25 protein-coding genes are annotated in these 24,357 nt (G+C 76.2%); 5 read left to right on the top strand and 20 right to left on the bottom strand.

Annotated elements, in window-relative coordinates; translation table 11 throughout:
* Nucleotides 1-45 precede the first annotated feature (45 nt).
* From ACI78U_RS22255 to ACI78U_RS22245, 3 genes are read right to left on the bottom strand one after another with little or no spacing between them, the layout of a single operon-like run.
* The gene (locus ACI78U_RS22255) at nucleotides 46-1,470 is read right to left on the bottom strand and encodes an FHA domain-containing protein (RefSeq protein WP_456877582.1); all 1,425 of its coding nucleotides are present in this window, start codon (nucleotides 1,468-1,470) and stop codon (nucleotides 46-48) included.
* Nucleotides 1,470-1,901, bottom strand: coding sequence for a hypothetical protein (locus tag ACI78U_RS22250; protein WP_456877581.1), 432 nt, complete (start codon nucleotides 1,899-1,901; stop codon nucleotides 1,470-1,472). The genes ACI78U_RS22255 and ACI78U_RS22250 overlap by 1 nt, the downstream gene beginning before the upstream one ends.
* 36 nt (nucleotides 1,902-1,937) lie before the next feature.
* Complete coding sequence (locus ACI78U_RS22245; RefSeq protein ID WP_456877580.1) at nucleotides 1,938-3,485, bottom strand: hypothetical protein; 1,548 nt, start codon at nucleotides 3,483-3,485, stop codon at nucleotides 1,938-1,940.
* Between the two features lie 203 nt (nucleotides 3,486-3,688).
* Between ACI78U_RS22245 and ACI78U_RS22240 the strand changes: the two genes are divergently transcribed.
* The gene (locus tag ACI78U_RS22240) at nucleotides 3,689-5,251 is read left to right on the top strand and encodes a protein kinase domain-containing protein (protein ID WP_456877579.1); all 1,563 of its coding nucleotides are present in this window, start codon (nucleotides 3,689-3,691) and stop codon (nucleotides 5,249-5,251) included.
* An 83-nt stretch (nucleotides 5,252-5,334) separates the two neighbouring features.
* Here the strand turns inward: ACI78U_RS22240 and ACI78U_RS22235 are convergent, their stop codons facing one another.
* The 5 genes from ACI78U_RS22235 to ACI78U_RS22215 are packed head-to-tail and all read right to left on the bottom strand — an operon-like array spanning nucleotide 5,335 to nucleotide 10,497.
* Nucleotides 5,335-6,099 carry an isoprenyl transferase gene (locus ACI78U_RS22235; RefSeq protein ID WP_456877578.1) on the bottom strand — a complete coding sequence of 255 codons (765 nt, stop codon included), beginning with the start codon at nucleotides 6,097-6,099 and terminating at the stop codon, nucleotides 5,335-5,337.
* Nucleotides 6,089-6,877: a DNA repair protein RecO gene (gene recO / locus ACI78U_RS22230; RefSeq protein WP_456877577.1), complete on the bottom strand. Its 789-nt coding sequence runs from the start codon at nucleotides 6,875-6,877 to the stop codon at nucleotides 6,089-6,091. Before recO ends, ACI78U_RS22235 begins: the two co-directional genes overlap by 11 nt.
* On the bottom strand, nucleotides 6,874-7,788 hold the full coding sequence (gene era, locus ACI78U_RS22225) for a GTPase Era (protein WP_456877576.1): 915 nt from the start codon (nucleotides 7,786-7,788) through the stop codon (nucleotides 6,874-6,876). Before era ends, recO begins: the two co-directional genes overlap by 4 nt.
* 58 nt (nucleotides 7,789-7,846) lie before the next feature.
* Nucleotides 7,847-8,524: a response regulator transcription factor gene (locus tag ACI78U_RS22220; protein ID WP_456877575.1), complete on the bottom strand. Its 678-nt coding sequence runs from the start codon at nucleotides 8,522-8,524 to the stop codon at nucleotides 7,847-7,849.
* The gene (locus ACI78U_RS22215) at nucleotides 8,521-10,497 is read right to left on the bottom strand and encodes a histidine kinase (RefSeq protein WP_456877574.1); all 1,977 of its coding nucleotides are present in this window, start codon (nucleotides 10,495-10,497) and stop codon (nucleotides 8,521-8,523) included. Before ACI78U_RS22215 ends, ACI78U_RS22220 begins: the two co-directional genes overlap by 4 nt.
* A gap of 150 nt (nucleotides 10,498-10,647) precedes the next feature.
* Here ACI78U_RS22215 and ACI78U_RS22210 point away from each other — a divergent pair, with 150 nt between their 5' ends.
* Nucleotides 10,648-11,361, top strand: a complete 714-nt coding sequence (locus ACI78U_RS22210) for a hypothetical protein (RefSeq protein WP_456877573.1) — start codon at nucleotides 10,648-10,650, stop codon at nucleotides 11,359-11,361.
* A gap of 73 nt (nucleotides 11,362-11,434) precedes the next feature.
* Here the strand turns inward: ACI78U_RS22210 and ACI78U_RS22205 are convergent, their stop codons facing one another.
* The 9 genes from ACI78U_RS22205 to hrcA all read right to left on the bottom strand — a co-directional run bounded on the left by ACI78U_RS22205 (nucleotide 11,435) and on the right by hrcA (nucleotide 19,215).
* Complete coding sequence (locus ACI78U_RS22205; RefSeq protein WP_456877572.1) at nucleotides 11,435-11,767, bottom strand: cytidine deaminase; 333 nt, start codon at nucleotides 11,765-11,767, stop codon at nucleotides 11,435-11,437.
* Between the two features lie 86 nt (nucleotides 11,768-11,853).
* Nucleotides 11,854-13,185 carry a hemolysin family protein gene (locus ACI78U_RS22200; protein ID WP_456877571.1) on the bottom strand — a complete coding sequence of 444 codons (1,332 nt, stop codon included), beginning with the start codon at nucleotides 13,183-13,185 and terminating at the stop codon, nucleotides 11,854-11,856.
* Nucleotides 13,186-13,195: 10 nt separating this feature from the next.
* Nucleotides 13,196-13,699 (bottom strand): rRNA maturation RNase YbeY, encoded by a 504-nt coding sequence (gene ybeY, locus ACI78U_RS22195; RefSeq protein WP_456877570.1) that lies wholly within the window; start codon nucleotides 13,697-13,699, stop codon nucleotides 13,196-13,198.
* Nucleotides 13,700-13,704: 5 nt separating this feature from the next.
* On the bottom strand, nucleotides 13,705-14,841 hold the full coding sequence (locus tag ACI78U_RS22190) for a PhoH family protein (RefSeq protein ID WP_456877569.1): 1,137 nt from the start codon (nucleotides 14,839-14,841) through the stop codon (nucleotides 13,705-13,707).
* 87 nt (nucleotides 14,842-14,928) lie between these two features.
* Entirely contained in the window at nucleotides 14,929-15,756 is an 828-nt protein-coding gene (locus ACI78U_RS22185) for an enoyl-CoA hydratase/isomerase family protein (RefSeq protein ID WP_456877568.1), read from the bottom strand.
* A gap of 30 nt (nucleotides 15,757-15,786) precedes the next feature.
* Nucleotides 15,787-16,146 carry a histidine triad nucleotide-binding protein gene (locus ACI78U_RS22180; protein ID WP_456877567.1) on the bottom strand — a complete coding sequence of 120 codons (360 nt, stop codon included), beginning with the start codon at nucleotides 16,144-16,146 and terminating at the stop codon, nucleotides 15,787-15,789.
* A 128-nt stretch (nucleotides 16,147-16,274) separates the two neighbouring features.
* Nucleotides 16,275-17,042 (bottom strand): 16S rRNA (uracil(1498)-N(3))-methyltransferase, encoded by a 768-nt coding sequence (locus tag ACI78U_RS22175; protein WP_456877566.1) that lies wholly within the window; start codon nucleotides 17,040-17,042, stop codon nucleotides 16,275-16,277.
* Nucleotides 17,039-18,178 (bottom strand): molecular chaperone DnaJ, encoded by a 1,140-nt coding sequence (gene dnaJ, locus ACI78U_RS22170; protein WP_456877565.1) that lies wholly within the window; start codon nucleotides 18,176-18,178, stop codon nucleotides 17,039-17,041. Before dnaJ ends, ACI78U_RS22175 begins: the two co-directional genes overlap by 4 nt.
* Nucleotides 18,179-18,192: 14 nt before the next feature.
* Nucleotides 18,193-19,215 (bottom strand): heat-inducible transcriptional repressor HrcA, encoded by a 1,023-nt coding sequence (gene hrcA, locus ACI78U_RS22165; RefSeq protein WP_456877564.1) that lies wholly within the window; start codon nucleotides 19,213-19,215, stop codon nucleotides 18,193-18,195.
* 239 nt (nucleotides 19,216-19,454) lie between these two features.
* Between hrcA and ACI78U_RS22160 the strand changes: the two genes are divergently transcribed.
* On the top strand, nucleotides 19,455-19,802 hold the full coding sequence (locus ACI78U_RS22160) for a type II toxin-antitoxin system VapB family antitoxin (protein ID WP_456877563.1): 348 nt from the start codon (nucleotides 19,455-19,457) through the stop codon (nucleotides 19,800-19,802).
* Nucleotides 19,803-19,834: 32 nt separating this feature from the next.
* Complete coding sequence (locus ACI78U_RS22155) at nucleotides 19,835-20,254, top strand: N-acetyltransferase family protein (protein WP_456877562.1); 420 nt, start codon at nucleotides 19,835-19,837, stop codon at nucleotides 20,252-20,254.
* 77 nt (nucleotides 20,255-20,331) lie between these two features.
* Here ACI78U_RS22155 and ACI78U_RS22150 read toward each other — a convergent pair whose 3' ends face one another.
* From ACI78U_RS22150 to hemW, 3 genes are all read right to left on the bottom strand, one after another.
* Nucleotides 20,332-20,937: a response regulator gene (locus ACI78U_RS22150; RefSeq protein WP_456877561.1), complete on the bottom strand. Its 606-nt coding sequence runs from the start codon at nucleotides 20,935-20,937 to the stop codon at nucleotides 20,332-20,334.
* Nucleotides 20,934-22,049 (bottom strand): sensor histidine kinase, encoded by a 1,116-nt coding sequence (locus tag ACI78U_RS22145; protein ID WP_456877560.1) that lies wholly within the window; start codon nucleotides 22,047-22,049, stop codon nucleotides 20,934-20,936. The genes ACI78U_RS22150 and ACI78U_RS22145 overlap by 4 nt, the downstream gene beginning before the upstream one ends.
* A gap of 135 nt (nucleotides 22,050-22,184) precedes the next feature.
* Nucleotides 22,185-23,399 carry a radical SAM family heme chaperone HemW gene (hemW, locus tag ACI78U_RS22140; RefSeq protein ID WP_456877559.1) on the bottom strand — a complete coding sequence of 405 codons (1,215 nt, stop codon included), beginning with the start codon at nucleotides 23,397-23,399 and terminating at the stop codon, nucleotides 22,185-22,187.
* Nucleotides 23,400-23,446: 47 nt separating this feature from the next.
* Here hemW and ACI78U_RS22135 point away from each other — a divergent pair, with 47 nt between their 5' ends.
* Nucleotides 23,447-24,214 (top strand): enoyl-CoA hydratase-related protein, encoded by a 768-nt coding sequence (locus tag ACI78U_RS22135; protein ID WP_456877558.1) that lies wholly within the window; start codon nucleotides 23,447-23,449, stop codon nucleotides 24,212-24,214.
* Nucleotides 24,215-24,357: the final 143 nt, after the last annotated feature.

The raw sequence follows: 24,357 nt of genomic DNA, 5'->3' as shown, positions 1-24,357 counted from the left end.
GTCCCCGGACGGGGGACGGGCGCCGGACCGTGCGCGGCGGACGGGTCAGTAGGCGCCGTGCGGGGACTCGAAGGCGAACTGGCGGCCGCCCATGCGGACCGCCATGCCCGGGGTCAGCCGGACCGGCTGGTGGGGCACCAGAGACCCCCATCCCGGGGCCCCCCGGGGGGCGACGAGCGTGCCGTTGGCCGAACCGGTGTCGACCAGCAGCACGTCCCACCCCTCGAGGCGGACCTCGGCGTGGTGCCGGCTGACGCCGCCGGTCGGGTCGACGACCAGCAGCGGCCGCAGCTCGCCGGAGGCGACGCGCGCGTCGGTCTCCGGCTCCCGCCCCAGCAGGTAGTCCGCGTCCAGGCTGACCGTCGCGCCGTCGTCGAACACGAGCAGGCCCAGCGGCGGGCGGACGCCCTCGACCAGCACGGTCGTCTGCTGGGTCGTGCGGATGCCGCACAGCGCGCAGAAGCTCACGCGGGGGTCGTTGAGGTGACCGTTCTTGCAGACGATGCCCTTGACCCTCGGCCGGTCGTCCTCCGGCTCGGCTGCCGGGGCCGACGCCGGCTCGGCGCCGAGGATCGGCAGGGGCTCGCGGGGCGGCTCGGCCTCGGGCGGCGCGTCGAACAGCCGCGCCGACTTCTTGGGCGCGGGCAGCTCCGGCGCGGGGGGCAGCGGGGCTGCCTTCTCGAGGGACGGAGGCGAGGCGACGGCGGATCCCCCGAGGGCACCTCCCGGAGCCGGCACCGGCGGCGGGGGCTGCTGCGGCGTCGCGGCGTGCGGCGCGGGGAGGCGGCCGACCCCCGTCCCGGCCGGCGGCAGGGGCGCCGCCGAGGGCGCCGGTGCCGGCGACAGCACCGCGGCCGCGCCGGGGACGACACCGGCCACGAGGTCGGCCAGCGGGTGCGGCGCCGTGGTCACCGGCGAGCCGGCCGACACGTGCAGCGCCGCCGGCGGCCAGGTGACGAAGCGGTCGAGGACCTCCGTCCCGTCGTCCTGCCGCTCCCCCTGCGCCGCGGTCAGCCGCAGCCCGAGGTCGGGCACCTCGGCGGCCCCGCCGCCGACGAGCACGAGCGCCAGCCCGTCCTCGGTGGCGGCGACCACGGCGAACGACGGCGGGTCGGCGACCGTGCCCAGCCAGCTGCGCAGTTCCTCGTGCAGCCGCACGCCGGGAGCGCGCGATCCGGCGGCGGAGACCCGGCGGCAGAGGGCGACGAGCTCACCGACGGGCGCGTCACCGGCCGGCGCGGCCACCGGCGGGGCCGGCACCGGCGCCGGCCCCCAGCCGGCGAGGGCCGGCCGGGGCGGCGGCGGGGCGGCCGCGGCCGGCTGGGTGGTGACCGCCACGACGAGGAGCACGCCGGGCAGCCGGACGACGAGGTCGGGGCCCGGCGCCACGCGGACCGCGACCTGGTCGAAGGGAGTGACCGTGGCCCCCGCCGTGTCGGGACCGAGGAGCGGAGGCGGGGGACTCGACATCAGATGAGTCTCCCGCCCTGGTTCCGCCAGTGCACGAACGGCACGCGCATCGGGCCGTTGGCGACGAGGAACACCAGCAGCCAGGTGGTCGAGAACAGGATGACGAACGCCGGGCCCGGCATGCTGTCGACCCAGGTGGCGCCGCCGGCCAGCAGGAACCAGACCAGCAGCCCCTCCGGGATGCCGGTGACGAGGGTGAAGAACGTCGGCCAGTCCTTCTCCCACCGGAACTGCTGCAGGCCGTGGTAGACGAGCTCCCAGAGCACGCCCAGCACGGTGACGAGCAGCAGCACCGAGAAGGTGGCCCCGTAGGACGCGCCGAGCGACGCCCCGGTCGGCAGCAGGGGGGTGAGCACGAGCGTCCACAGGACGCCGACGGTGGCCAGCAGGAAGACCCGGGTCTGGATGCGGCCGTTCAGGGTGGGGATCACGGGTGTCTCTCTCGCAGACGACGTCGGGAGGGGGCGTCAGATGGTGGTGTTGCGGACCCACTTCCACCACTGGCTGGTGGACCGCCCCGGGGTGAGCTTCCGGGCGAACCCCTGGGCCACGAGGTCGTCGGTGATCTCCTGCGCGGCTACGAGCAGGCCGAGGAAGCTGTCCACGCCGGCGAAGTAGCCACCGAGCGTGGCGCTGCCCGAGGCGTAGAGCTTGCCGCCGTTGCGGGTGCCGGTGACCTCGAAGTCGGGCCGGACGTCGAGGCGGCCGAGCGGGTTGCGCTGGGCGTTGGAGTGGTCGAGCAGGTCGGCCAGCACGCGGTGCTCGCGGATGTCGGCCTCCAGGCCGGTGCAGTCGATGACGTGGTCGAAGGTGCCCACCTGGGGGCCCTGGTCGCTGTTCACCGACACCTCGACCAGGTCGCCGACCGGCCGCATCCCGTCGATCTGGCCGATGACGACGCGGTACCAGCCCTGCTGCCGGCCGCGGGCGAGCTGCTCCTGCCAGTCCTTGCGCACCGGGGTGTTGGTGCCGCCCATGACCTTGTAGATCCGGGCGCGCTCCTCGCCCTCGAGCCGGGACATCCGGGACCGCAGCTGGCCGCCCCAGGTCGACTTGGGCCAGTTGAAGCCCTGGTAGGCCCAGCCGTCGGCGCCCTTGCGGCGCATGAAGAGGCTCGGCCCGTGCGGCCTGTCCACGTAGGTGCGGAACAGGTGCACGATCTGGGTGTTCAGGCCGCGCCGGTCGCGGTCGTCGATGAGCCGCTGCAGGACGCGGGAGGCGACGATGCCGCCGCCGCGGACCAGCACGGTGCCGGGTCGCTGCTGCATCCGCTCGTAGACGTGCTCGTGCGGCTCGTAGGCGTTGACCACCCGGCTGTAGTCGTTGTGCTCCGCCCGGTACTCCTGCAGGTCGGGCAGGAAGCGCAGGCCCGGGTAGCCGACGGCGATGTGCACGAACTGGCTGCGGTAGGCGATCCGCCGGGTGGGCGTCGCGCCCTCCGGCGGGGTGAGCACGGTGAAGTACCCGCCGCCGACCCGCCGGCGGGTCATCCGGACCTGGCCGGGGACGACCATCTCCGGCCACCGGATCCGGTACATCTCCTTCTCCATCGCGTCGAAGACCATCCCGGCCTTCGGGGTATAGTAGTCGGCGAGGACCGGCTCGACGAGCACGTTCCAGGCCTGCTTGAGGTCCCCCTGCAGCGCCTCGCGGATGGCGTAGCCGGGGAAGCCCCAGATGTTGTCCGGGGTGCCGGAGGAGTCCGAGCGCAGCCGCTCACCGCGCGGGATCTGGGAGACCGCCGTCAGGTACTCGTAGCTCTCCCACGGGGTGCGCTGCTGCGTCAGGACGCGGATGGCGTCGGTGGGGACACCGCAGATGCGCAGGTAGTCGACGAGCACGAACGACCCCACGCCACCGCCGACGGTGACGAAGGGGACGTCGACGACGGGGATGCCGGCCTCGGCCACCATCTGGTCGGTCCACAGGTCGGTGGCGACCAGTGCGTCGGTCAGGTCGCCGGGCCGGTGCGGCTGGTGCTGGGCGTGCGGGGGCGCGGCGGTGCTCTCGCTCACGGTGGGGGCGTCCGTCCTCTGTCGGGGAGCCGCCACTGTCAGGCGGGGTCGGCGGGCTGTCAACGGATTCCGGCGCGGTCTCCCGAACCGTTGTCCCGGCCCACGCGGAGGGGCGCGTCCGGGGCCCCCGGGCGCCCTAGACTGCGCCGCGACGTCCGTCGGGGCCGGCTCCCCGGCTCGGCCACCGGTGCGGGAGGTCGCGGGTGGAGTTGCGGCAGTTCGGCCCCTACCGGCTCGAGGAGCGCATCGGCCGGGGCGGCATGGGTGAGGTGTACCGGGCCTTCGACACCGAGCAGCAGCGGACCGTCGCGCTCAAGGTGCTCGCCGAGGACCTCGCCACCGAGCGCGGGTACCGGGAGCGGTTCCGCCGGGAGGCGCACGCCGCGGCCCGGCTGTCCGAGCCGCACGTCGTGCCCATCCACCGCTACGGCGAGATCGACGGCCGGCTCTTCCTGGACATGCGGCTGGTCCGCGGGCGCGACCTGGCCACGGTGATCTCCGAGGGGGGTCCGCTGGCGCCGGCGCGGGCGGTGTCGGTCGTCGGCCAGGTGGCGCACGCCCTCGACGCCGCGCACGCCGAGGGGCTGGTGCACCGCGACGTCAAGCCGAGCAACGTGCTGCTCAGCGGCACCGGGGACGACGAGTTCGTCTACCTCGTCGACTTCGGCATCGCCCGGTCGATCGCCGGTGACGGCGGCGCGACGGCGCTGACGCAGGTGGGCTCGGCGGTCGGCTCCGCCGACTACATGGCGCCCGAGAGGTTCCTCGAGCGGCCGGCCGACGCGCGCACCGACGTCTACTCGCTGGCCTGCGTGCTGTTCGAGGCGCTGACCGGGCGACGCCCGTTCCCGGTCACCGGCCTGGCGCCACAGATGTGGGCGCACCTCAACGAGGTCCCGCCCCCGGTGTCGCGGCTGCGCCCCGGCGTCCCTCCTGCCCTCGACGCGGTGGTGGCCCGCGGCCTGGCCAAGGACCCCGCCGACCGCTGGCCCTCGGCGGGCGCGCTGGCCGCGGCCGCCCGGCGGGCGCTGACCCCGCCCGCCGCCGTCCCGCCGGTCGCCCACACCCGCCCGGCCGCGCCACCGCCGGGGCCATCCGTCGCCGCTGCCGCGGTGCCCCGCCCTCCGCAGGGCCCGCCGCTCCCAGCCGCGCCGCCGGCCCCGCCCCCGGCCGCGGCCGGCCGCCGTCCGCTGCTGCCGGCCGCGCTGCTGACGGCGGCGGCGCTGCTGGCCGCGGTGCTCGTGGTCGTCGTGCTGACCGCCGGCTCCGGCGGCGCCCCGGCCGCGGACCCGCCCGACCGGCCGGTGCCCGGACCGCAGCACGACGCGCTGCTCGCGATCGTCCCGGCCGACTTCGACGCGCCCGGGTGCCGGCCGGCGCCGTCCGCCGGGGACGGCGACGTGGCCGCGGTCGACTGCGGCCCCGCGGACAGTGCCGCCGGCCCGCGGACCGCGCGGTTCTTCCTCTACCCCGATGGCCAGACCGCCGACGCCGTGTTCGCCGACGACGTCACCGGCCTGGGGCTGACCGCGCTGGAGAACGGGGCGACCTGCCCGGCCTCGCAGGGCTACCAGGACTGGACCCTCGACGGCGTCGTCATGGGGCAGGTGGCCTGCTACGTCGACGCGGACAACACCGCGGTGCTCATCTGGACCGAGACCGACGACGCCACGGAGGCCGTGGTGACCATCCGCAACGGCGGCCTGGCCGGGCTCGCGCGGCTCGTGGAGTGGTGGGACGAGGCCGGCCTGTCCGGCTTCGGGTGACGAGAGGACCCCCTCGCCCCCCACTGCTCGCAGGCTCGCAGTGGGCCCGTGCGAGGGGGCGGGGTGAGCGGAAGAGGTCTACCTCAGGCCTTGCCGAAGCGGCGCTGGCGGCGCGCGTACTCCTCGCAGGCGGCCCACAGGTGCCGGCGGTCGAAGTCGGGCCAGAGGGTGTCGAGGAAGACGAACTCGGCGTAGGCCGACTGCCAGAGCAGGAAGTTGCTCGTCCGGTTCTCGCCGGAGCTGCGGACGAACAGGTCGACGTCGGGCATGTCGGGCTCGTCGAGGAACCGGGTGACGGTGCGCTCGTCGACCTTGCCCGGGTCCAGCCGGCCGGCGGCGGCCTCGCGGGCGATCGCGGCGGCGGCGTCGGCGATCTCGGCGCGGCCGCCGTAGTTGACGCACATCGTGAGGGTGAGGACCTCGTTGTCCCGGGTGAGCTCCTCGGCGATCTCGAGCTCCTTGACCACACTGCGCCACAGCCGCGGCCGCCGGCCGGCCCAGCGCACCCGCACGCCCAGCGCGTGCATCTCGTCGCGGCGGCGGCGGATGACGTCGCGGTTGAAGCCCATGAGGAAGCGGACCTCCTCGGGGCTGCGCCGCCAGTTCTCCGTGGAGAAGGCGTAGGCGCTGATCGCCTTCACGCCGAGCTCGATGGCGCCCTCGACGCAGTCGAACAGCGAGGACTCCCCCGCCTCGTGGCCCGCCGTCCGCGGCAGCCCGCGCTCCTGCGCCCACCGCCCGTTGCCGTCCATGACGATCGCGACGTGGCCGGGCACCCGGTCGGCCGGGATCGCCGGCGGGCGGACCCCGGAGCGGTGCGGGTCCGGCGCCTTGACCTCACGCCTCACTCAGCAGGCCCGCTTCCCGCCGGGGCGCGAGGTCGGCGCGGTCGACCAGCGGCAGCGACCGCAGGCCGCGCTCGAGGTGCCACTGCAGCAGCGCGGCGACCAGCCCGCTGCCCTCCCGGCGCTGCGCGTTCTCGCTGGCCTCGGCCCGCTCCCAGTCGCCCGACAGCAGGGCCTCCAGGTGCGCGATGGTGACCGGGCTGGGCATCGCCGAGCCGGTCGGGCGGCACTCGCGGCAGACCGAGCCGCCGGCCGGGACGGAGAAGTGCCGGTGCGGGCCCTCGACGCCGCAGCGCGCGCAGTCGCCCAGCGCCGGCTCCCACCCGGCCACCGACATCGCGCGCAGCAGGAACGCGTCGAGCACAAGCCCGGCGGGCCGGGTGCGCTCGGACAGCGCCCGCAGCGCCCCGACGACGAGGAGGAACAGCCGCAGCGAGGGCTCCTTCTCCTCCGCGGTGAGCCGGTCGGCGGTCTCGAGGACGGCGGTGCCGGCGGTGTAGGCCGGGTAGTCGGTGACGATGCCGGGGCCGTAGGAGCGGATCGACTCGGCCTGGCTGACGATGTCGAGCGTGCGGCCGGTGTAGAGCTGCAGGTCGACGTGGCTGAACGGCTCCAGCCGGGCGCCGAACTTGCTCTTGGTGCGGCGCACGCCCTTGGCCACCGCCCGCACCTTGCCGTGCCGGCGGGTGAGGACCGTGACGATCCGGTCGGCCTCCCCCAGCTTCTGGGTGCGCAGGACGATCCCCTCGTCGCGGTACAGCGACTTCGGTGTGGTGCTCAATACCCCAGCCTGTTCAGCTTCTTCGGGTCGTCCTGCCACTCGCCCAGGACGGTGACGTGCAGGTCGAGGTGGACGCGCGCGCCGAGCAGCTGCTCGAGGCCGGCGCGGGCCTCGGTGCCGATCGCCTTGATGACCGACCCGCCCTTCCCCAGCAGCATCGGCTTCTGGCTCGGGCGCTCGACGTGCAGCAGCGCGTGCACCTCGACCAGCTCCGCGCCCTCGCGCTTGGGGTCGGGACGGCGGACGAGCTCCTCGACGGTGACCGCGAGCGAGTGCGGCACCTCCTGGAACACCTTCTCCAGCGCCGCCTCGCGGACGAGCTCGGCGATCTGCCGGTCGGTGTCCTCGTCGGTGGTCTGCTCCTCGGGGTACAGCGGCGGGCCCTCGGGCAGCAGGCCGACCAGCAGGTCCTCCAGCAGCTCGACCTGGTCGCCGCGCACGGCGCTGACCGGGACGACCTCGGAGGCCTCGACCAGCGCGCTGGCGGCGACCAGCTGCTCGGCGACCTGCTTCTTCGACGCGGCGTCGGTCTTGGTGACGACGACCACCACCGGCGCCGTCACGTCCTGCAGCTGGCGGGCGATGAACCGGTCGCCGGTGCCCACCGGCTGGTCGGCCGGGATGCAGAACACCACGACGTCGACCTCGGAGAGGGTGTCGCGGACGACGTCGTTGAGCCGGCGGCCGAGCAGGCTCTTGGGCTTGTGCAGGCCCGGGGTGTCGACCAGCACGAGCTGCCCGCCGGGCCGGTGGACGACGCCGCGGATGGCGTGCCGGGTGGTCTGGGGCCGGTTGCTGACGATGCCGACCTTCTCGCCGACGATGGCGTTGGTCAGCGTGGTCTTGCCGGCGTTGGGACGGCCCACCAGGCAGGCGAAGCCGCTGCGGTACGGCTGCTCCGGCGTGCTCACCGGACCAGTCTCCCACTGCCCGACGACATCCCCCGCCCGCCACCCGCGGGCGCCCGGCTCACGCCGGGGGCGCGACCCCCAGGCCCGGAGCGGCCCCCCCGAGGCCGGCGTCGCGGGCCCGCGCCACCGCCTCCGCCCGGCTGCCGACCTGCAGCTTCGCGAAGACCGACGAGACCACGTTGCGCACCGTCTTGTCCGACAGGAACAGCCGGCCGGCGATCTGCCCGTTGGTCATCCCGGTGGCGAGCAGGCCCAGCACCTCCCGCTCCCGGTCGGTGAGGGTCGGGAAGGCGGCGAGCGCGTCGCCGGAGGCGTCCAGCCGCGCCAGGGCGCCTCCGACCTCCCGCCCGAGGATGGTCTCGCCGTCGGCGACCGCGGCCAGCGCCCGGGAGATCTGCGCCCGGCTGGCGCCCTTGACCAGGTAACCCCGGGCGCCGGCCCGCAGTGCCGCGGCGACGGCGTCCTCGTTCTCGACCATGGTCAGCACGAGCACCGCGGTGCCGGGCAGCTCGGCGGTGATCTGCGCGGTCGCGTCGATGCCGTTGCCGGCCGGCAGGTGCAGGTCCATGAGCACCACGTCCGGGCGGTGCTCCCGCGCGGCGGCGACCGCGGCCGCCGCGTCCCCGGCCTCCTGCACGACCTCGGCCCAGCCGAGCGCGTCGACCAGGGCCACCAGCCCCTCGCGGAACATCGGGTGGTCGTCGACGACGAGCACCGTCGTCCGGCGGGCGGTCACGCCGCACCCGCCGGCAGGACGGCGCGCACCGTGGTCCCCGGGCCACTGGTCACGGTGCAGCTGCCGCCGAGCTCCGCCGCCCGCTGGTGCATCGAGCCCAGCCCGACGCCGGTCCGGGTGCCCGGGCGGACGCCGATCCCGTCGTCGGCCACGCACAGGTGCAGCGCGCCGTCGCGGTGCGCGAGGGTGACGTGCACGCGGGTGGCCTGCGCGTGCCGGGCGACGTTGGTCACGGCCTCTCCCACGATCCGGAAGGCGGCGACCTCGGCGGCGGCCGGCAGGTCGCCCAGGTCGCCGTCGGTCTCGACGACGACGTCGATGCCGCCGTCGGCCAGCCGGGCGGCGTGCGCGCGGACGGCGCCGACCAGCCCGAGGTCGGACAGCGCCGCCGGCTGCAGGTCGTCGACGATCCGGCGCACCTCGGCGACGCTGCCGCGCAGGTAGGCGGCGGCGGAGTCCAGCATGGTCGCGGCGCGGTGCGGGTCGAGCGGGACCAGCTCGGCGGCGGCCTCCAGCTGCATGGCGGTGGCCGCGAGCCCGGGGCCGAGGTCGTCGTGCAGGTCGTGCCGCAGCCGGCGCCGCTCCTCCTCCCGGGAGGTGACGATCGACTCGCGGGAGCGCTGCAGCTCCTCACCGAGCAGGACGGCGTGCGCGGCCTGCGCGGTTTGGCGGACCAGCTCCCCGAGCAGCGACCGCAGCCGGGGTCCCAGCCCGCCCGCCGGCAGCACCAGGTCCAGCTCCCCGACCGGGCGGCCCTGGTGGACCAGCGGCAGGGTCTCGACCCGCCCGGCGGGCTCGCCGTGCGTCACCGGCGCCCGCCCGGGCAGCCGCAGCGCGACGTGCTCCAGGCGCAGCGTGCGCGCCAGCACCTCGACGACCCCGGGCAGCACCTCCGACGGCGAGGTCGCGGAGTCCACCCGGCGGCCCAGCCCGCTCACGGCGACCTCGGGTTCCACGGGCTCGCCGTAGAGCAGCCGGTTGACCGCCCGCTGCAGCCGGTCGCGCGCCGGCTGGACGAGCACGGCGGCGACGGCGAACACCAGGAGGTCCGACCGGCCGGTGAGCGCGCCGAGGAAGCGCCCGGCCAGCACCAGCAGCAGCCCGTAGACGGCCAGGGTGAGCAGGCTCAGCGACAGGTAGACCAGCGTGCGGCCCAGCACCCGGTCGACGTCCCAGAGGCGGGTGCGCACCAGCGCCCAGGCGATCGCGGTCGGCAGCGGCAGCAGCGCCGCCGCGACCAGCAGCGCCTGCGCCGCGGGCACGGCCCAGGCCAGCGCGAGGAACAGCACCGTCCCGAGCGCGCCTGCCAGCACCCACAGCACCTGTTCACGCTCACGTCCCGCGCTGCGCCGCAGCCGGACGACGAGGGAGGCCACGCCCAGCACCGCACTGGTGAGGAAGAGCAGCAGGGCGACGCTGACCAGCGCCCAGGCGCCGGGGACCCCGACCGGGTTCTCGACCGGGCCGTAGGCGGCGGGCGGCGGCTGGTCCTGCTCCGCGTAGGGGGCGATCGCCCAGCCCAGCGGTCCCAGGACGCAGGCCAGGGCGGACACCCCGGCGGCGGCCCGCCAGCGCGGTCCGGCCAGGAGCCCGGTGGGCAGCACCTGCAGCAGCAGGCCGGGCACCGGGACGTAGGCGGGGACCCACAGCCAGGTGGAGATCCAGAACGCGAGCGCGCCGGAGGCCGAGCCGGGGTCGGCGGGCAGCGTGGCCGCGGCGTACACGGTCGCCAGGGCGACACCGCCGCTGCAGACGCCGACCAGCAGCATGAGCCAGCCGGCCGCCAGGCGGGGGCGGTGCGCGGCGACCAGCGCGCCGAGCCCGCCGAATCCGGTGGCGCCCACGAGTCCCCAGGCCAGCGCGGGGAGGTCGGGCTCTCCCGGGCCGGTCAGCGCGACGACGACGGCGGCCGCGGCGCAGGCGATCCCGGCGCCGGCCCCGGCGACGGCGAGCGCGGTCCGGGGGCTGGGCACCGCGACATGATGCACACGCCGGTGTCCCGGGGACCAGGGACACCCGGACCACCGCGAGTCGGGACCGGCGCCCGATGCCCCTGGGACGCGCGGCGGGCGACGGTCCTCCTGCCGGCCGACGGAGCCGGGCCCACCAGGAGGAACCCCCCCATGACCAGCAGCACCCAGCTCGGCGCCGGCCTCGTCGCACCGGACCGGACCACCGCCGTCCGGGGAGCGCAGCCGGCCGGACCCGAGGCGGCCGCCGGCCGGCCGCACGCCCGGCGCCGGGTGCTCGTCGGCGCCGCGCTCGTCTCCCCGGTCGCCCTGGCCGTGCAGTACGCGCTCTCCCCCGCCGGCCTGCCCCGTGACGAGGCGGTCGGGTTCCTCGCCGGGGTGGCCGAGCACCCCACCCGCTACACGGTCGCGCTGAGCGCCTACCTCGTCGCGATGGCCACCTCGGTCGCGGTGGCCGCGACGATCGCCCTGGCCGGCCGCCGCAGCGCGCCCTGGCTGTCCGGTGCGGCCGCGGCCCTGCTGGCCCTCGGCGCCATCGGCGGTGGCGGCTTCGCCGGCCTGCGCCTCATGGCCGCCGTCGTCGCCGAGTCCGGCGGTCCCGGCGCGGCCGGGCTGTGGACCGCCGTCCAGGACGGCACGCCCTTCGCCGTGCTCACGCCGTTCCTCCTCTGCGCGATCCTCGGCACGCTGGTCGGCACCGCGGCCCTGGTCCGCGCCCGCCGCGACGTGACCGTGTGGGCGGCGCCGGTCTTCCTGGCCGGGTTCGTCCTGACCAGCGGCGAGTTCCCGGTGGCGGTCAGCGTCCTCGGCGGTGCGGTGCAGCTGGCCGCGCTGCTCCCGGTCGCCCGCGCCGCGCTGCGCCCCTGACCTCAGGGAGGAGGGCCGCACCGGGGAAGGACCGGTGCGGCCCTCCCAGGTGCCTTTGTCGCGATATCGGCACCTACGCGGTGTCGCGGACGGCGCCGTCGGGACCGGCGAGGATCACCGGCGCGGACGGGGTCAGGTCGTGCACCGCGGCCAGGCCCTCCTGCTCGACCGCGTCGGCGTCGGAGACGAGCGCCGCGGCCTCCAGCCCCTCGACGCCGCTGGAGACCGCCGCGGCCACCGCGGCCTGCAGCGCGGACAACCGCAGCGAGGGCAGCGCGACCGAGGCGGCGACGTAGGTCCGCCCGTCGGTGTCGCGGACCGCGGCCCCCTCGGCGGCGCCGGTGCGCGCGCGCGCGGAGCGGGCCAGGGTGACGAGCTTGGCGTCCTCGGGCTGCAGGTCGGGCACAGGATGAGTCTCCTACCGGTGGATCCGGCCCTCCCGCAGGGGCCCGGCGCGAGCCTGCGAGCGGTGGGGGGCGGGAGGGTCCTTCCTCAGCTCTCGACGGCCGCCGGGACCTCGGCCCGGGTGGCCCCGGACTGGTGGTCGGGGTCGGCGTCGGGCACGCGGGTGACCAGGATCGTGTCGATGCGGTTGCGCCGCCCGCCGGTGCTCTCGGCGACCAGCCGCAGGCCGGCGACCTCGGCGGCCGAGCCCTCGATCGGCACCAGCCCGAGCTCGCGGGCGAGCAGGCCGCCGACGGTCTCGACGTCGTCGTCGCCGGGCAGTTCGACGTCGAAGAGCTCGGCGAGGTCCTCGACCGGCAGCCGGGCGGTGATCCGCACCGAGCCGTCGTCGAGGTGCTCGACCGGGGGCCGCTGCTCGGCGTCGTGCTCGTCGGCGATCTCGCCGACGATCTCCTCGAGGATGTCCTCGATGGTCACCAGGCCCGCGAACCCGCCGTACTCGTCGACGACGATCGCGATGTGGATGCGGCGGGCCTGCATGTCGCGCAGCAGCTCGTCGACCGGCTTGGACTCGGGCACGAACGCCGGCGGGCGCATGAGCTCCTCGACCCTCGGCCCGCGGCTCTCCCCGAGGTTCTGCGACCGGCGGACGAGGTCCTTGAGGTAGACGACGCCGACGACGTCGTCGACGTTCTCCCCGATCACCGGGATCCGGCTGAACCCGCTGCGCAGCGCCAGCGCCATGGCCTGCCGGACGGTCTTGGTGCGCTCGATCCAGACGACGTCGGTGCGCGGCACCATGACCTCGCGGGCGATCGTGTCGCCCAGCTCGAACACCGAATGGATCATGTTGCGCTCGCCGGACTCCACCACGCCGCGCTCCTCGGCCAGGTCGACCAGCTCGCGCAGCTCCACCTCGGTCGAGAACGGGCCGTCGCGGTAGCCGCGGCCGGGGGTGATGGCGTTGCCGAGCAGGATGAGCAGCGTCGCGACCGGGCCGAGGACCCGCACCAGCAGCCGCACCAGCCCGGCGGCGCGCAGCGCGATCGGGTAGGCGTGCTGGCGGCCGAGGGTCCGCGGGCCGACGCCGACCAGCACGTAGCTGACCACGGTCATGACCGCGGCCGCGGCGAGCACCGCCTGCCACGTCGTCCCGAGGCTGCCGACCACGACGACGGCGATGAGCACCGCCGCCACCATCTCGCAGACGATCCGCAGCAGGAGCAGCAGCGCGACGGCGCGGGCCCGCTCGTCGAGCACCTGCTCCAGGCCCGCCGCGCGGCGCACGCCGTCACGGCGCAGCTCCTCGACGCGGGCCAGCGACACCCGCTGCAGCGCGGCGTCCACGGCCCCGAAGGCGCCGGCCAGCGGCACCAGGCAGATCGCGACGACCAGGAGGGTGACCGCACCGGGGCTCATCGCGGTGCCCTCACCGGGAGGACTGGCCCCGTTCGGCCGGCTCGCCGGTCACCGGCTGCCGCGGGGCCGCGCGCCAGCCCTCGAGCAGGCGGGTCTGCAGGCCGAACATCTCCCGCTCCTCCTCGGGCTCCATGTGGTCGTAGCCGAGCAGGTGCAGCACGCCGTGGGTGGCCAGCAGCAGCAGCTCGTCGTCCATCGTGTGCCCGGCGGCGCGGGCCTGCCGGACCGCCACCGAGGGGCACAGCACGACGTCGCCGAGCAGCGCCGGGCCGGGCTCGGGATCGTCGGGCCGGGAGGTGTCGAGCTCGTCCATGGGGAAGGCCAGGACGTCGGTCGGGCCCTTCTCGCCCATCCAGCGCTCGTGCAGCACCGCCATGTAGTCCGGGTCGACGCACAGGACCGACAGCTCGGCCATCGGGTTGACGCCCATCTCGGCCAGCACGTACCGGCAGATCCCGGTCAGCTCGGCCTCGTCGACGGCGATCTCGGACTCGTTGGCCACCTCGACCGGCACGGCGCTCAGCTCCCCTGCCGGCGCGTGGGCCGGGCCGGACGGGCCGGGACGGCGGGCCGGGCGCCGCCGCTCTGCTGGTGGGCGGCGTCCCAGCGCTCGTAGGCGTCGACGATGTCGCCGACCAGCCGGTGGCGGACGACGTCGGAGCTGGTCAGGTTGGCGAAGTGCACGTCCTCGATGCCGTCGAGGATCTCCCGCACCACCTTCAGGCCGCTCTGCGCGCCGCCGGGCAGGTCGACCTGGGTGACGTCGCCGGTGACGACGATCTTCGAGCCGAAACCGAGCCGGGTGAGGAACATCTTCATCTGCTCGGCAGTGGTGTTCTGCGCCTCGTCGAGGATGACGAACGCGTCGTTCAGCGTGCGTCCGCGCATGTAGGCCAGCGGGGCGACCTCGATGGTGCCCGACTGCATCAGCCGCGGGATGGACTCCGGGTCGACCATGTCGTGCAGCGCGTCGTACAGCGGCCGCAGGTAGGGGTCGATCTTCTCGCTGAGCGTGCCCGGCAGGTAGCCCAGCCGCTCCCCGGCCTCGACCGCGGGCCGGGTGAGGATGATCCGGTTAACCTGCTTGGTCTGCAGCGCCTGCACGGCCTTGGCCATCGCCAGGTAGGTCTTGCCGGTACCGGCCGGGCCGATGCCGAAGACGACGGTGTGCGCGTCGATCGCGTCGACGTAGCGCTTCTGGTTCAGCGTCTTGGGCCGGATGGTGCGGCCGCGGCGGCTGATGATGTCCAGGCTGAGGACGTCGGCCGGGCGCTCGGAGCCGCCGCTGCGCAGCATGCCGATGACGCGGCGCACCGAGTCCGGGCGCAGCGCCTGGCCGGTGCCCAGCAGCGCGATCAGCTCGTCGAAGACGCGGACGGCGAAGGCGTTGTCGGCCGGCTGCCCGGTCACCGCGATCTCGTTGCCGCGCACGTGCACGTCGGCGGCGAGCTCGCTCTCGACCAGGCGCAGCAGCTCGTCGCCGGAGCCGAGGAGGGCGACCATCGAGACCTGGTCGGGGACGGTGATGGTGGTGCGGACCGCCGCCGGCGCGGGGGTCGCGAGAGCGGCGGCGACGTCCGCCGTGGCGGCCTGGGCGGAGGCCTCACGCGAGGTGGGGGCGCCGGGCACGGGGACGTTCGGGGAGGTGTCGGGCAAGAACCCTCGACCCTGCCTTCCTGGCACGGGGATCGGACCGTCCGAGTCTACCCGCGCCGCGCGCCCCGGAATCCCGCCCGAGAACGCTCAGCGCCCCTCGTACGTGGCCTTCCCCGGCCCCTCCGCGAGGAAGGAGGCCACGGCGCCGCGCAGGTCGGCGGTGGCGAACAGCGGGCCGGACACCTGTGGGGTGACGTCGTCGGCGGCCCGCGCGCCGTGCCGCACCGCCGTCGTCACGAGGCGCTTGGTGGCGGCGTGCGCGACCGTGGGGCCCGCGGCGACCCGGCGGGCGTACTCGCGGGCGGCCGCGGCGAAGCCGTCGTCGGGCAGCACCCGGTTGACCACGTTCCACCGCTCCAGGACCGCCGCCGGGTAGTGCTCGCCGGTGAAGACGAGCTCCTTGGCCCTCGCCGGGCCGGCCCGCTCGGCCAGCCGCTGCGGCCCGCCCATCGACGGGGTGAGCCCCACGACGATCTCGACCAGGCCGAACGACGCCCGCTCGGCGGCCAGCAGCACGTCGCAGGCCAGCGCCAGCTCGAAGGCGGCGGTGAGGGTGAGCCCGTGCGCGGCGAAGACGGTGGGCACCGGCAGGTCCTCGAGCGCCTGCGCGACGCGCAGCAGCCGGGCCCACAGCGCAACGCCGTGCTGCGCCGGGTCGGGGCCCTCCGCGATGTCCCGGAAGGCGTGGACGTCGACGCCGGCGGAGACCACCCGGCCGCGCGCCTCGACCAGCACCGCGCGGGCGCGGCCGGGACGGCCCGGTGCGGTGAGCGCGGCCAGCTCGGCGGCGACCTGCTCGAAGGCGGCGAACACCGGCTCGTCGAACAGGTTCAGCGGCGGCTTGTCCAGCACGACGACGGCGACGTCGCCGTCCCGCTCGATCCGGACGGGGGCGGCGCTGCCGGCGTCGGTCATGCCGCCACCCTGCCACCGCCGGCCGCGGGGTCACCCCGGGGGCCAGGTCATGCGGCGGCCGCCGAGGACGTGCAGGTGCACGTGGTCGACCGACTGACCGGCCTGCGGGCCGGTGTTGGTGACGACCCGGTACCCCGGCTCGACGCCGTCCTCGGTGGCCAGGCCCTCCTGGACGGCGACCGCCGACACGGCCCGGACGACGGCCCCCAGCAGGTCGGGGTCGGCCTGCGCCAGCGCGGCCACCGTGGGGTGGTGGTCCTTGGGGATCACCAGCACGTGCGTGGGGGCCTGCGGGTTGACGTCGCGGAAGGCCAGCGTGCGGTCGGTCTCGTGCACGACGTCGGCGGGGATCTCCCCGGCGACGATCCGGCAGAACAGGCAGTCGCTCACGGGGTCGACCCTAGGGCGCGGCGACGTCCTCCCTCACCGCAACGCGTCCTCCCTCACGGTGCGCGGTGAGGGAGGACGCCCGACGATCAGGTCACCTGATCGTGGCGCAGGCTCGGCGAGACCGGCCGTCAGCTCCAGCGGGTCCGCACGGACAGGGCGGCCAGCGCGGCCGCGCCGGCGGTCGAGGTGCGCAGCACCTCCGGCCCGAGCCGCACGGCCTGCGCGCCCGCGGCGCGCAACGCGACCACCTCGCCGTCGGTCAGGCCGCCCTCGGGCCCGACGACGACGGCGACCGTGCCGCTGCGGGGCACCTCGAGACCCGCCAGCCGGCGGCCGGCCTGCTCGTGCAGGACCACCGCCAGGTCGACGTCCTCGAGCTCGCCGCACACCTGGCGGGTGGTCATGAGCTCGCCGATCTCGGGCACCCGCGGCCGGCGGGCCTGCTTGGCCGCCGCCCGCGCCGCGGCCCGCCACTTCGCCAGGCCCTTCTCCACCCGGTCCTCGCGCCACCGGGTGACGCAGCGGGCGGCGGCCCACGGGACGATCCGGTCGACGCCGAGCTCGGTGGCCAGCTCGACGGCGAGGGGCCCGCGGTCGCCCTTGGGCAGCGCCTGGACCAGGACGAACTCCGGCTCCGGCGCGGGCACCTCGTGGCGGGCGGTCACCTGCACGCGCAGCCCCGACGGGCCGGCGTCGAGCACGGTCCCCTCGACGACGGTGCCGCGGCCGTCCCCGACCCGCACCGGCTCACCGGGGGTCAGCCGGAGGACGTCGACGGCGTGCCGGCCCTCACCGCCGCCGACGAGCAGCTCGGCGGTCCCGGGCAGCTCGTCGAGCAGGAACAGCGGCGAGCCGTCCTGCGCGGGGTGCTGGTCGTCGGTGACCGGGGCGCTCACCTGAACGGGTTCCGCACCCGGGAGAACAACCCCCCGGGCCCCTCGGCGGCCGGCTCGCGCCGGTCCTCCCCGCGGAGCGCGGCGAGCTCGCGCAGCAGCTTCTCCTGCTCGGCGTCGAGGCGGGTCGGCGTCATCACGTCGACGTGCACCAGCAGGTTCCCCCGGCCGGTCGCCCGCAGCCGCGGGGCGCCCTTGCCGCGCATCGTCAGCACCGTGCCCGGCTGGGTGCCCGGCCGCACGTCGACGTCGGTCTCCTCGCCGTCGAGCAGCGTCAGCGGCAGCGTGGTGCCCAGCGCCGCGGCGGTCATCGGCAGGCTGACGTGGCAGTGCAGGTCCTCGCCGTCGCGGGTGAAGACCTCGTGCGGACGCTCGCGGATCTCGACGTAGAGGTCACCGGCCGGGCCGCCGCCGGGACCGACCTCGCCCCGGCCGGTGAGCCGGATGCGCATGCCGTCCTCGACGCCGGCGGGCACCTTGACCGGGATGGTCCGGCGCGCGCGCACCCGGCCCTCGCTGCCGCACTCGGGGCAGGGGTCGGGGATGACCTGCCCGGTGCCGGCGCAGGTCGGGCACGGCCGGGTGCTGACCACCTGGCCGAGGAAGGAGCGCTGCACGCTCTGCACCTCGCCACGGCCCGAGCAGGTGGTGCAGGTGACCGGGTGGGTGCCCGGCGCGGTGCCCGCGCCGGAGCACGTACCGCACAGCACGGCGGTGTCGACGGTGATCTCCTCGGTGGTGCCGAAGACCGTCTGCTCGAGGTCGAGCTCGATGCGGATGAGCGCGTCGTCCCCGGCGCGGACCCGGCTGCGCGGGCCGCGCCCGCCCATCGCCCCGCCACCGAAGAAGGCGTCCATGATGTCGCCGAGCCCGCCGAAGCCGGCCTGCCCGAAGGGCGAGCCGGTGGCGGCGCCGGCACCGCTGTCGAAGGGGTCGCCGCCGAGGTCGACGATGCGGCGCTTGTCCGGGTCGGTCAGCGCCTGGTACGCGCGGCTGACCTCCTGGAAGCGCTCCTTGGCCTCGGGATCGGGGTTGACGTCGGGGTGCAGGTCGCGCGCCAGCCGCCGGTAGGCCTTCTTGATGTCGGCGTCGGACGCGCCCCGGGACAGCCCCAGGACGCCGTAGTAGTCGGTTGCCATCGGGTGTACAGACCTCAGCTCTCGGCCAGCAGCTGGCCGACGTAGCGGGCCACGGCGCGGACCGCGGCCATGTTGCCCGGGTAGTCCATGCGGGTCGGGCCCACGATGCCCAGCCCGCCCAGCGCCCGGTCGCCGGTGCCGTACCCCACGGACACGACCGACGCACCGGCCAGCGCCTCGTGGGCGTTCTCCTCGCCGATCCGCACGAGCACCGCCCCGCCGGCGTCGACCTCGCTGATCAGCCGGAGGACGACGACCTGCTCCTCCAGCGCCTCGAGCAGCGGGCGCAGGCTGCCGGGGAAGTCGACGGCGACGCGGGCGAGGTTCGCCGTGCCGCCGATGACCAGCCGGTCCTCGCCCGGCTCGACCAGGGTCTCGACCAGCGCGGCACTGACCGCGGCCACCAGCGCGCGCAGGTGCGGAGGCGCGGTGTCGAGCAGGTCGGGCACCTTGCCGCCGGCGTCGGCGAGCCGGGCGCCGGTGAAGGCGGAGTTGAGCAGCGCGCGCAGGTCGGCGACGTCGTCGCGGATGACGTCGGCCGGGCAGTCGACGACCCGCTGCTCGACGCGGCCGGTGTCGGTGATGAGCACCAGCAGCAGCCGGGAGCCGGTCAGCTGCACCACCTCGAGGTGGCGCACGGCGCTGCGCGAGAGCGTGGGGTACTGCACGACGGCGACCTGGTGGGTCAGCTGCGCGAGCAGGCGCACGGTGCGGCCCAGGACGTCGTGCAGGTCGACCGCGCCGTCGAGGAACCGCTCGATCGCCCGGCGCTCGGCGGCCGACAGCGGCTTGACCGAGGAGAGCCGGTCGACGAACAGGCGGTAGCCCTTGTCGGTGGGCACCCGGCCGGCGCTGGTGTGCGGCTGGGTGATGTAGCCCTGCTCCTCCAGCACCGCCATGTCGTTGCGGATGGTGGCCGGCGAGACCCCGAGGTCGTGCCGTTCGGCCAGGGCCTTGCTGCCCACCGGGTCGTTGGTGGAGACGAAGTCCTGGACGATGGCCCGCAGGACCTGCAGGCGGCGTTCGTCGTGCGCCACGGTGACACCTCCCCGTACCGGTCGACGTCGTCGTGCGGGCGGCCCCGGGCGGCGTGGTCGGCGCGCGCCGGCCACCTCGGGCGGGCTGGCACTCGCACGGACGGAGTGCCAGCCCAGCATACGCGAAGGATCCCCGTCCCCCTGTCCGCTCGCGGGCTCGCGGTGAGCCTCTGGACGGGGCCGAACGGGTGACCCGCACGGTCGATAGGCTGGCGGATGGCAGGTGCGGCACGGGGTCGGTGCGGACGGAGGTCGGGTCCCTGATCTTCAAAGCGGTGCGCAACGGCCGCCCCTATCCCGAGCACGGCCTGTCCCCGCGTGACTGGGCGATGATCCCGCCCCGGCAGATCCGGCTCGACACGCTGGTCACCACCAAGCGCGAGCTGGCACTGGACACGCTGCTGGCCGACGACTCGACCTTCTACGGCGACCTGTTCCCGCACGCCGTCCAGTGGCACGGGGACCTCTACCTCGAGGACGGCCTGCACCGGGCGCTGCGGGCGGCGCTGCAGCAGCGCACCGTCATCCACGTGCGGGTGCTCGACCTCGACGCGCTGATGCCCGCCGACCCGTTCCGGGCGTCCTGACCCTCCCCCGCCCGCTGGCCGACGGCGTCGTCGTGCGCCGGGCCACCGCGGCCGACGTGCCCGCGGTCGTCGCGCTGCTGGCCGACGACCCGCTGGGCGCCGGCCGCGAGGCCGCCGACCTCGCGCCCTACGAGACGGCCTTCGCCGCCGTCGACGCCGACCCGGCACACCTGCTCGTCGTCGCCGACGACGGCGGCACGGTCCTGGGCACGCTGCAGCTGTCGTTCCTGCCGGGGCTCTCCCGCGGGGGCGCGCTGCGTGCCCAGGTGGAGGGCGTGCGGGTGTCCTCGTCGGCCCGCGGGCGCGGCCTGGGCGGGCGCTGCTCGGATGGGTGGCCGACGAGGCCCGCCGCCGCGGCGCCGCGCTGGTGCAGCTCACCACCGACCGGCGCCGTCCCGACGCGCACCGCGTCTACGCGCGGCTGGGCTACGTCGCCTCGCACGTCGGGATGAAACTGGAGCTCTAGGTCGGCCCCGCTGTAGGGGCCCGCCCCGAGCGGAGCGAGGGGTGGGGGCAGCGGGGTCCTTCGTCAGAGCCAGCCCTTGTCGGCGGCGACGCGGGCGGCCTCCACCCGGGTGCGCGCGCCGGTCTTGCCGATCGCCGAGGACAGGTAGTTGCGCACCGTGCCCTCGGAGAGGAAGAGCCGGCGGGCGATGTCGGCGACCGTGGCGCCGTCGGCGGCCTCGCGCAGCACGTCGGCCTCCCGCGCCGAGAGCGGGGTGGCGCCGATGGCCAGCGCGGCGGCGGCCAGCTGCCGGTCGATCACCCGCTCCCCGGCGACGACGGCGCGGATGGCCCTCGCCAGCTCGGCGACCGGGGCGTCCTTGACGAGGAAGCCGGCCGCGCCGACCTCCATCGCGCGGCGCAGGAAGCCCGGCCGGCCGAACGTGGTCAGCACGACCGCGCGCACGGCCGGCAGCTCGGCGGCCAGCTCGCGGGCGGCCTCGATGCCGTCCCGGCCGGGCATCTCGATGTCGAGCAGGGCGACGTCGGGGGTGTGCTCGCGGGCGGCGGCGAGCACCTCGTCGCCGCGGCCGACCTCGGCGACGACGGTGATGTCGGGCTCGAGCTCCAGCAGCGCCCGCAGCGCGCCGCGGACCATCGACTGGTCCTCGGCCACGAGGACGCGGATCACCGGGGCGTCCCCGCCGGGACCGCCGCGGGCGCCAGCGGCAGCACGGCGCGCAGCTCGTAGCCGCCGTCGCGGCCGGCGCCGCCGGTGAGCGCGCCGCCCAGGGCGCCGACCCGCTCGGCCAGGCCGGTGAGCCCGGAGCCGGGCGCGGTGTCGTCGGCCGGGCCGCGGCCGTCGTCGGTCACGGTGAGGACCGCCTCCGTGCCGTCGTCGGTGAGGGTGACGGCCACCGCGCGGGCGCCGCTGTGCCGCAGCACGTTGGTGGTGGCCTCGCGGACCACCCAGCCCAGCGCGGCGTCGACCGGGCCGGGGAGGGTCGGCACCCGGGCGGGCAGCCGGACGGCGATCCCCGCGCCGGAGAGCGCCGAGCGGGCCTCGGCCAGCGCCTGCGCGCAGCTGACCTGGCGGTAGCCACTGACCGCGTCGCGGACCTCGGCCAGCGCCCGGCGGGCGGCGGCCTCGACGTCGGCCATCTCCGCGCGCGCCCGGCCGGGGTCGGTCTCGGCGAGCCGGCCGGCCAGCTCGCTCTTGAGCGCGATGAGCGACAGGCTGTGGCCGAGCAGGTCGTGCAGGTCGCGGGCGAAGCGCAGCCGCTCCTCGGCGACGGCGTTGCGGGCCAGCTCCTCCCGCGCCTCGGCCAGCTCGGTGTTGACCGTGACCAGGTGCCGGGTGCCGTGCAGGCCGAAGGCGGTGAGCAGGCACAGCACCGGCAGGAAGAACAGGTCGTCGAGGTCGCCGTGGACGGCCAGCACCAGCGCGCAGACCGCCGCGGCCGCGGCCACGGCCGGCCACGTCCAGCGCTGCGGCAGCGACGCCGCAGCGACCGCCGAGACGTAGATCATCAGCCCGGCCCAGGAGGGGCCCAGCCAGACGGCGAGCCCGGTCCCGAGGGCCGCGACCACCGCGAGCCGGCCCAGCGCCACGCTGCGGTGACCGCTGAACGCCCGGCGGAACACGTCGAGGTAGACGGTGGTGAAGGTCAGCAGCCCGGCCCCGGCGACGACCCGGACCGCGAGCGGGCGGTCGGTGGTGACCAGGTCGGCGACCGGGAAGACCTGGAACAGCAGCCACGGCAGCGTCCACCCGAGGCGCTGCCAGCGGGATCGGGCGTCCACGCCGATCGACCGTAGCCCGCGGGAGCCCGGCGCGGCGGTGAGCACACCCGGAGGCTGCCGCGCCCCCGGGCGCCGGCAGTAGTGCGGGACGTCGCCGTCCCGGCCTGACATCCGTCAGGCGGGGGTGTGCGTTCGTCAGTCGGTGAGGTCGCGGACGACGGCGTCGGCGAGCAGCCGGCCGCGGTCGGTGAGCACCGCCCGCCCGGCCGCGTGCGCCCCGGCGTCGAGCAGGCCGCGGGCGACGGCGTCGGCGGCGCGCAGCCGGCCGGTGTCGGACAGCGCGGGCAGCGGGAGCCCGTCGCGCAGCCGCAGGCCGAGCATCACCGTCTCCAGCACTCGGTCGGCGGGCTCGAGGACCTCACGGTCGGCGACCGGGCTCTCCCCCGCCGCCAGGCGCTGCGCGTACGCGGCGGGGTGCTTGACGTTCCACCAGCGCACCCCGCCGACGTGGCTGTGCGCGCCCGGGCCGACGCCCCACCAGTTGGCGTTGGCCCAGTACAGCTCGTTGTGCCGGCACCGGGCGGCGTCCCCGCGCGACCAGTTGCTGACCTCGTACCAGCCGAACCCGGCGCCGCGCAGCACGGTGTCGGCCTGCACGTAGCGGTCGGCGAGGACGTCGTCGTCGGGCATCGGCAGCTCGCCGCGGGCGATCCGGCGGGCCAGCCGGGTGCCGTCCTCGACGATGAGCGCGTATGCGCTGACGTGGTCGACCGGCGCGGCGAGGACGGCGTCGAGGGAGGCGGCCCAGTCGGCGTCGGTCTCCCCCGGGGTGCCGTAGATGAGGTCGAGGTTGACGTGCCCGAACCCGGCCGCGGCCGCCTCCCGGGCGGCCTGCACGGCGCGGCCGGGCGTGTGCCGCCGGTCGAGGACGGCCAGGACGTGCTCGGCGGCGGACTGCATGCCCAGGCTCAGCCGGGTGAAGCCCGCGGCCCGCAGGGTGTCGAGCGAGGCCGGCGTCACCGACTCGGGGTTGGCCTCGGTGGTCACCTCGACGCCGGGGGCGACCGGGAACAGCTCGCGGACGGCGGCCAGGACCGCGGCGAGGTCCTCGGCGGGCAGCAGCGTCGGGGTGCCGCCGCCGACGAAGACGGTGGACACCGTCGGCAGGTCGGGACCGAGGACGGCGGCCGCGCGGCGCAGCTCGGTGATGGCCGTGCCCGCGTACTCGGCGCGGTTGGCGCCGGGGCCGAGCTCGTCGGAGGTGTAGGTGTTGAAGTCGCAGTAGCCGCACCGGGTGGCGCAGAAGGGCACGTGCACGTAGAGGCCGAACGGCGTCGTCGCCAGGTGCTCGCGGGCGGCGTCGGGGAGCTCGAGGGCCGGGGTCGCCGGCGGCGGCAGGACGGTGTTCATCTGCTCCCAGTGTGCCGCGCCGCCGCACCCCCGGGCAGGATGCCGGGGTGAGCGAGGACCGGCTGCTGCAGGTGACCGTCGAGGGAGGCGTGGCCCGGCTGGTCCTGGACTCGCCGGCCAACCGCAACGCGCTCTCCCGCGCGCTGCGGGCGCAGCTGCGCGAGGCGCTCGACACCGCCCTCGCCGACGACGCCGTGCGGGTGGTCGTGCTCGACCACAGCGGCCGGGTGTTCTGCTCGGGGATGGACCTGTCGGAGGCCGCGGGCGCCGGGGCCGGCGACCAGGGCGTGCGGGAGCTGCCCGACCTGCTCGAGACGCTCTGGACCTCACCCAAGCCGGTGGTCGCCGTGGTCCGCGGGCCTGCGCGGGCCGGCGGGGTGGGGCTGGCGGCCGCCTGCGACGTCGTCGTGGCGGCGGCCTCGGCGACCTTCGGCATGTCCGAGGTGCGGCTGGGGCTGGTGCCCGCGGTGATCTCCGCCGTGGTGCTGCCGCGGATGCTGCCGCACGTGGCGCACCGGCTGATGCTCACCGGGGAGGTGTTCGACGCCGCCGCGGCCGCGGCCGGCGGGCTGGTCGACCTCGTCGCGCCCGACGGGGAGATCGACGCCGTGGCCGAGGTGCAGGTGCGGGCGCTGGCGGCCGGGTCGCCGTGGGCGCTGGCCGAGACCAAGCGGCTGCTGCGGGCGGGTGGGCTGCGCGGCTCGTTCGACGACCTGCTGGAGCTCTCCGCCCGGGCCTTCGCCGGCGAGGACGGCCAGGAGGGCATCGCGGCGTTCCGGGAGAAGCGCCCGGCGCGCTGGGTCCCCTCGCTGTAGCGGAACCCGGACCTCCCGTCCGGCACGGTGGGGGGGGGGGGGGGGGGGGGGGGGGGGGGGGGGGGGGGGGGGGGGCGGGGGGGGGGGGGGGGGGGGGGGGGGGGGGGGGGGGGGGGGGGGGGGGGGGGGGGGGGGGGGGGGGG

The organism is Geodermatophilus sp. SYSU D00710 (genome assembly GCF_054050195.1).
The sequence above is the reverse complement of the archived record's forward strand: the minus strand, read 5'-3'. Positions and strand labels throughout refer to the sequence as shown.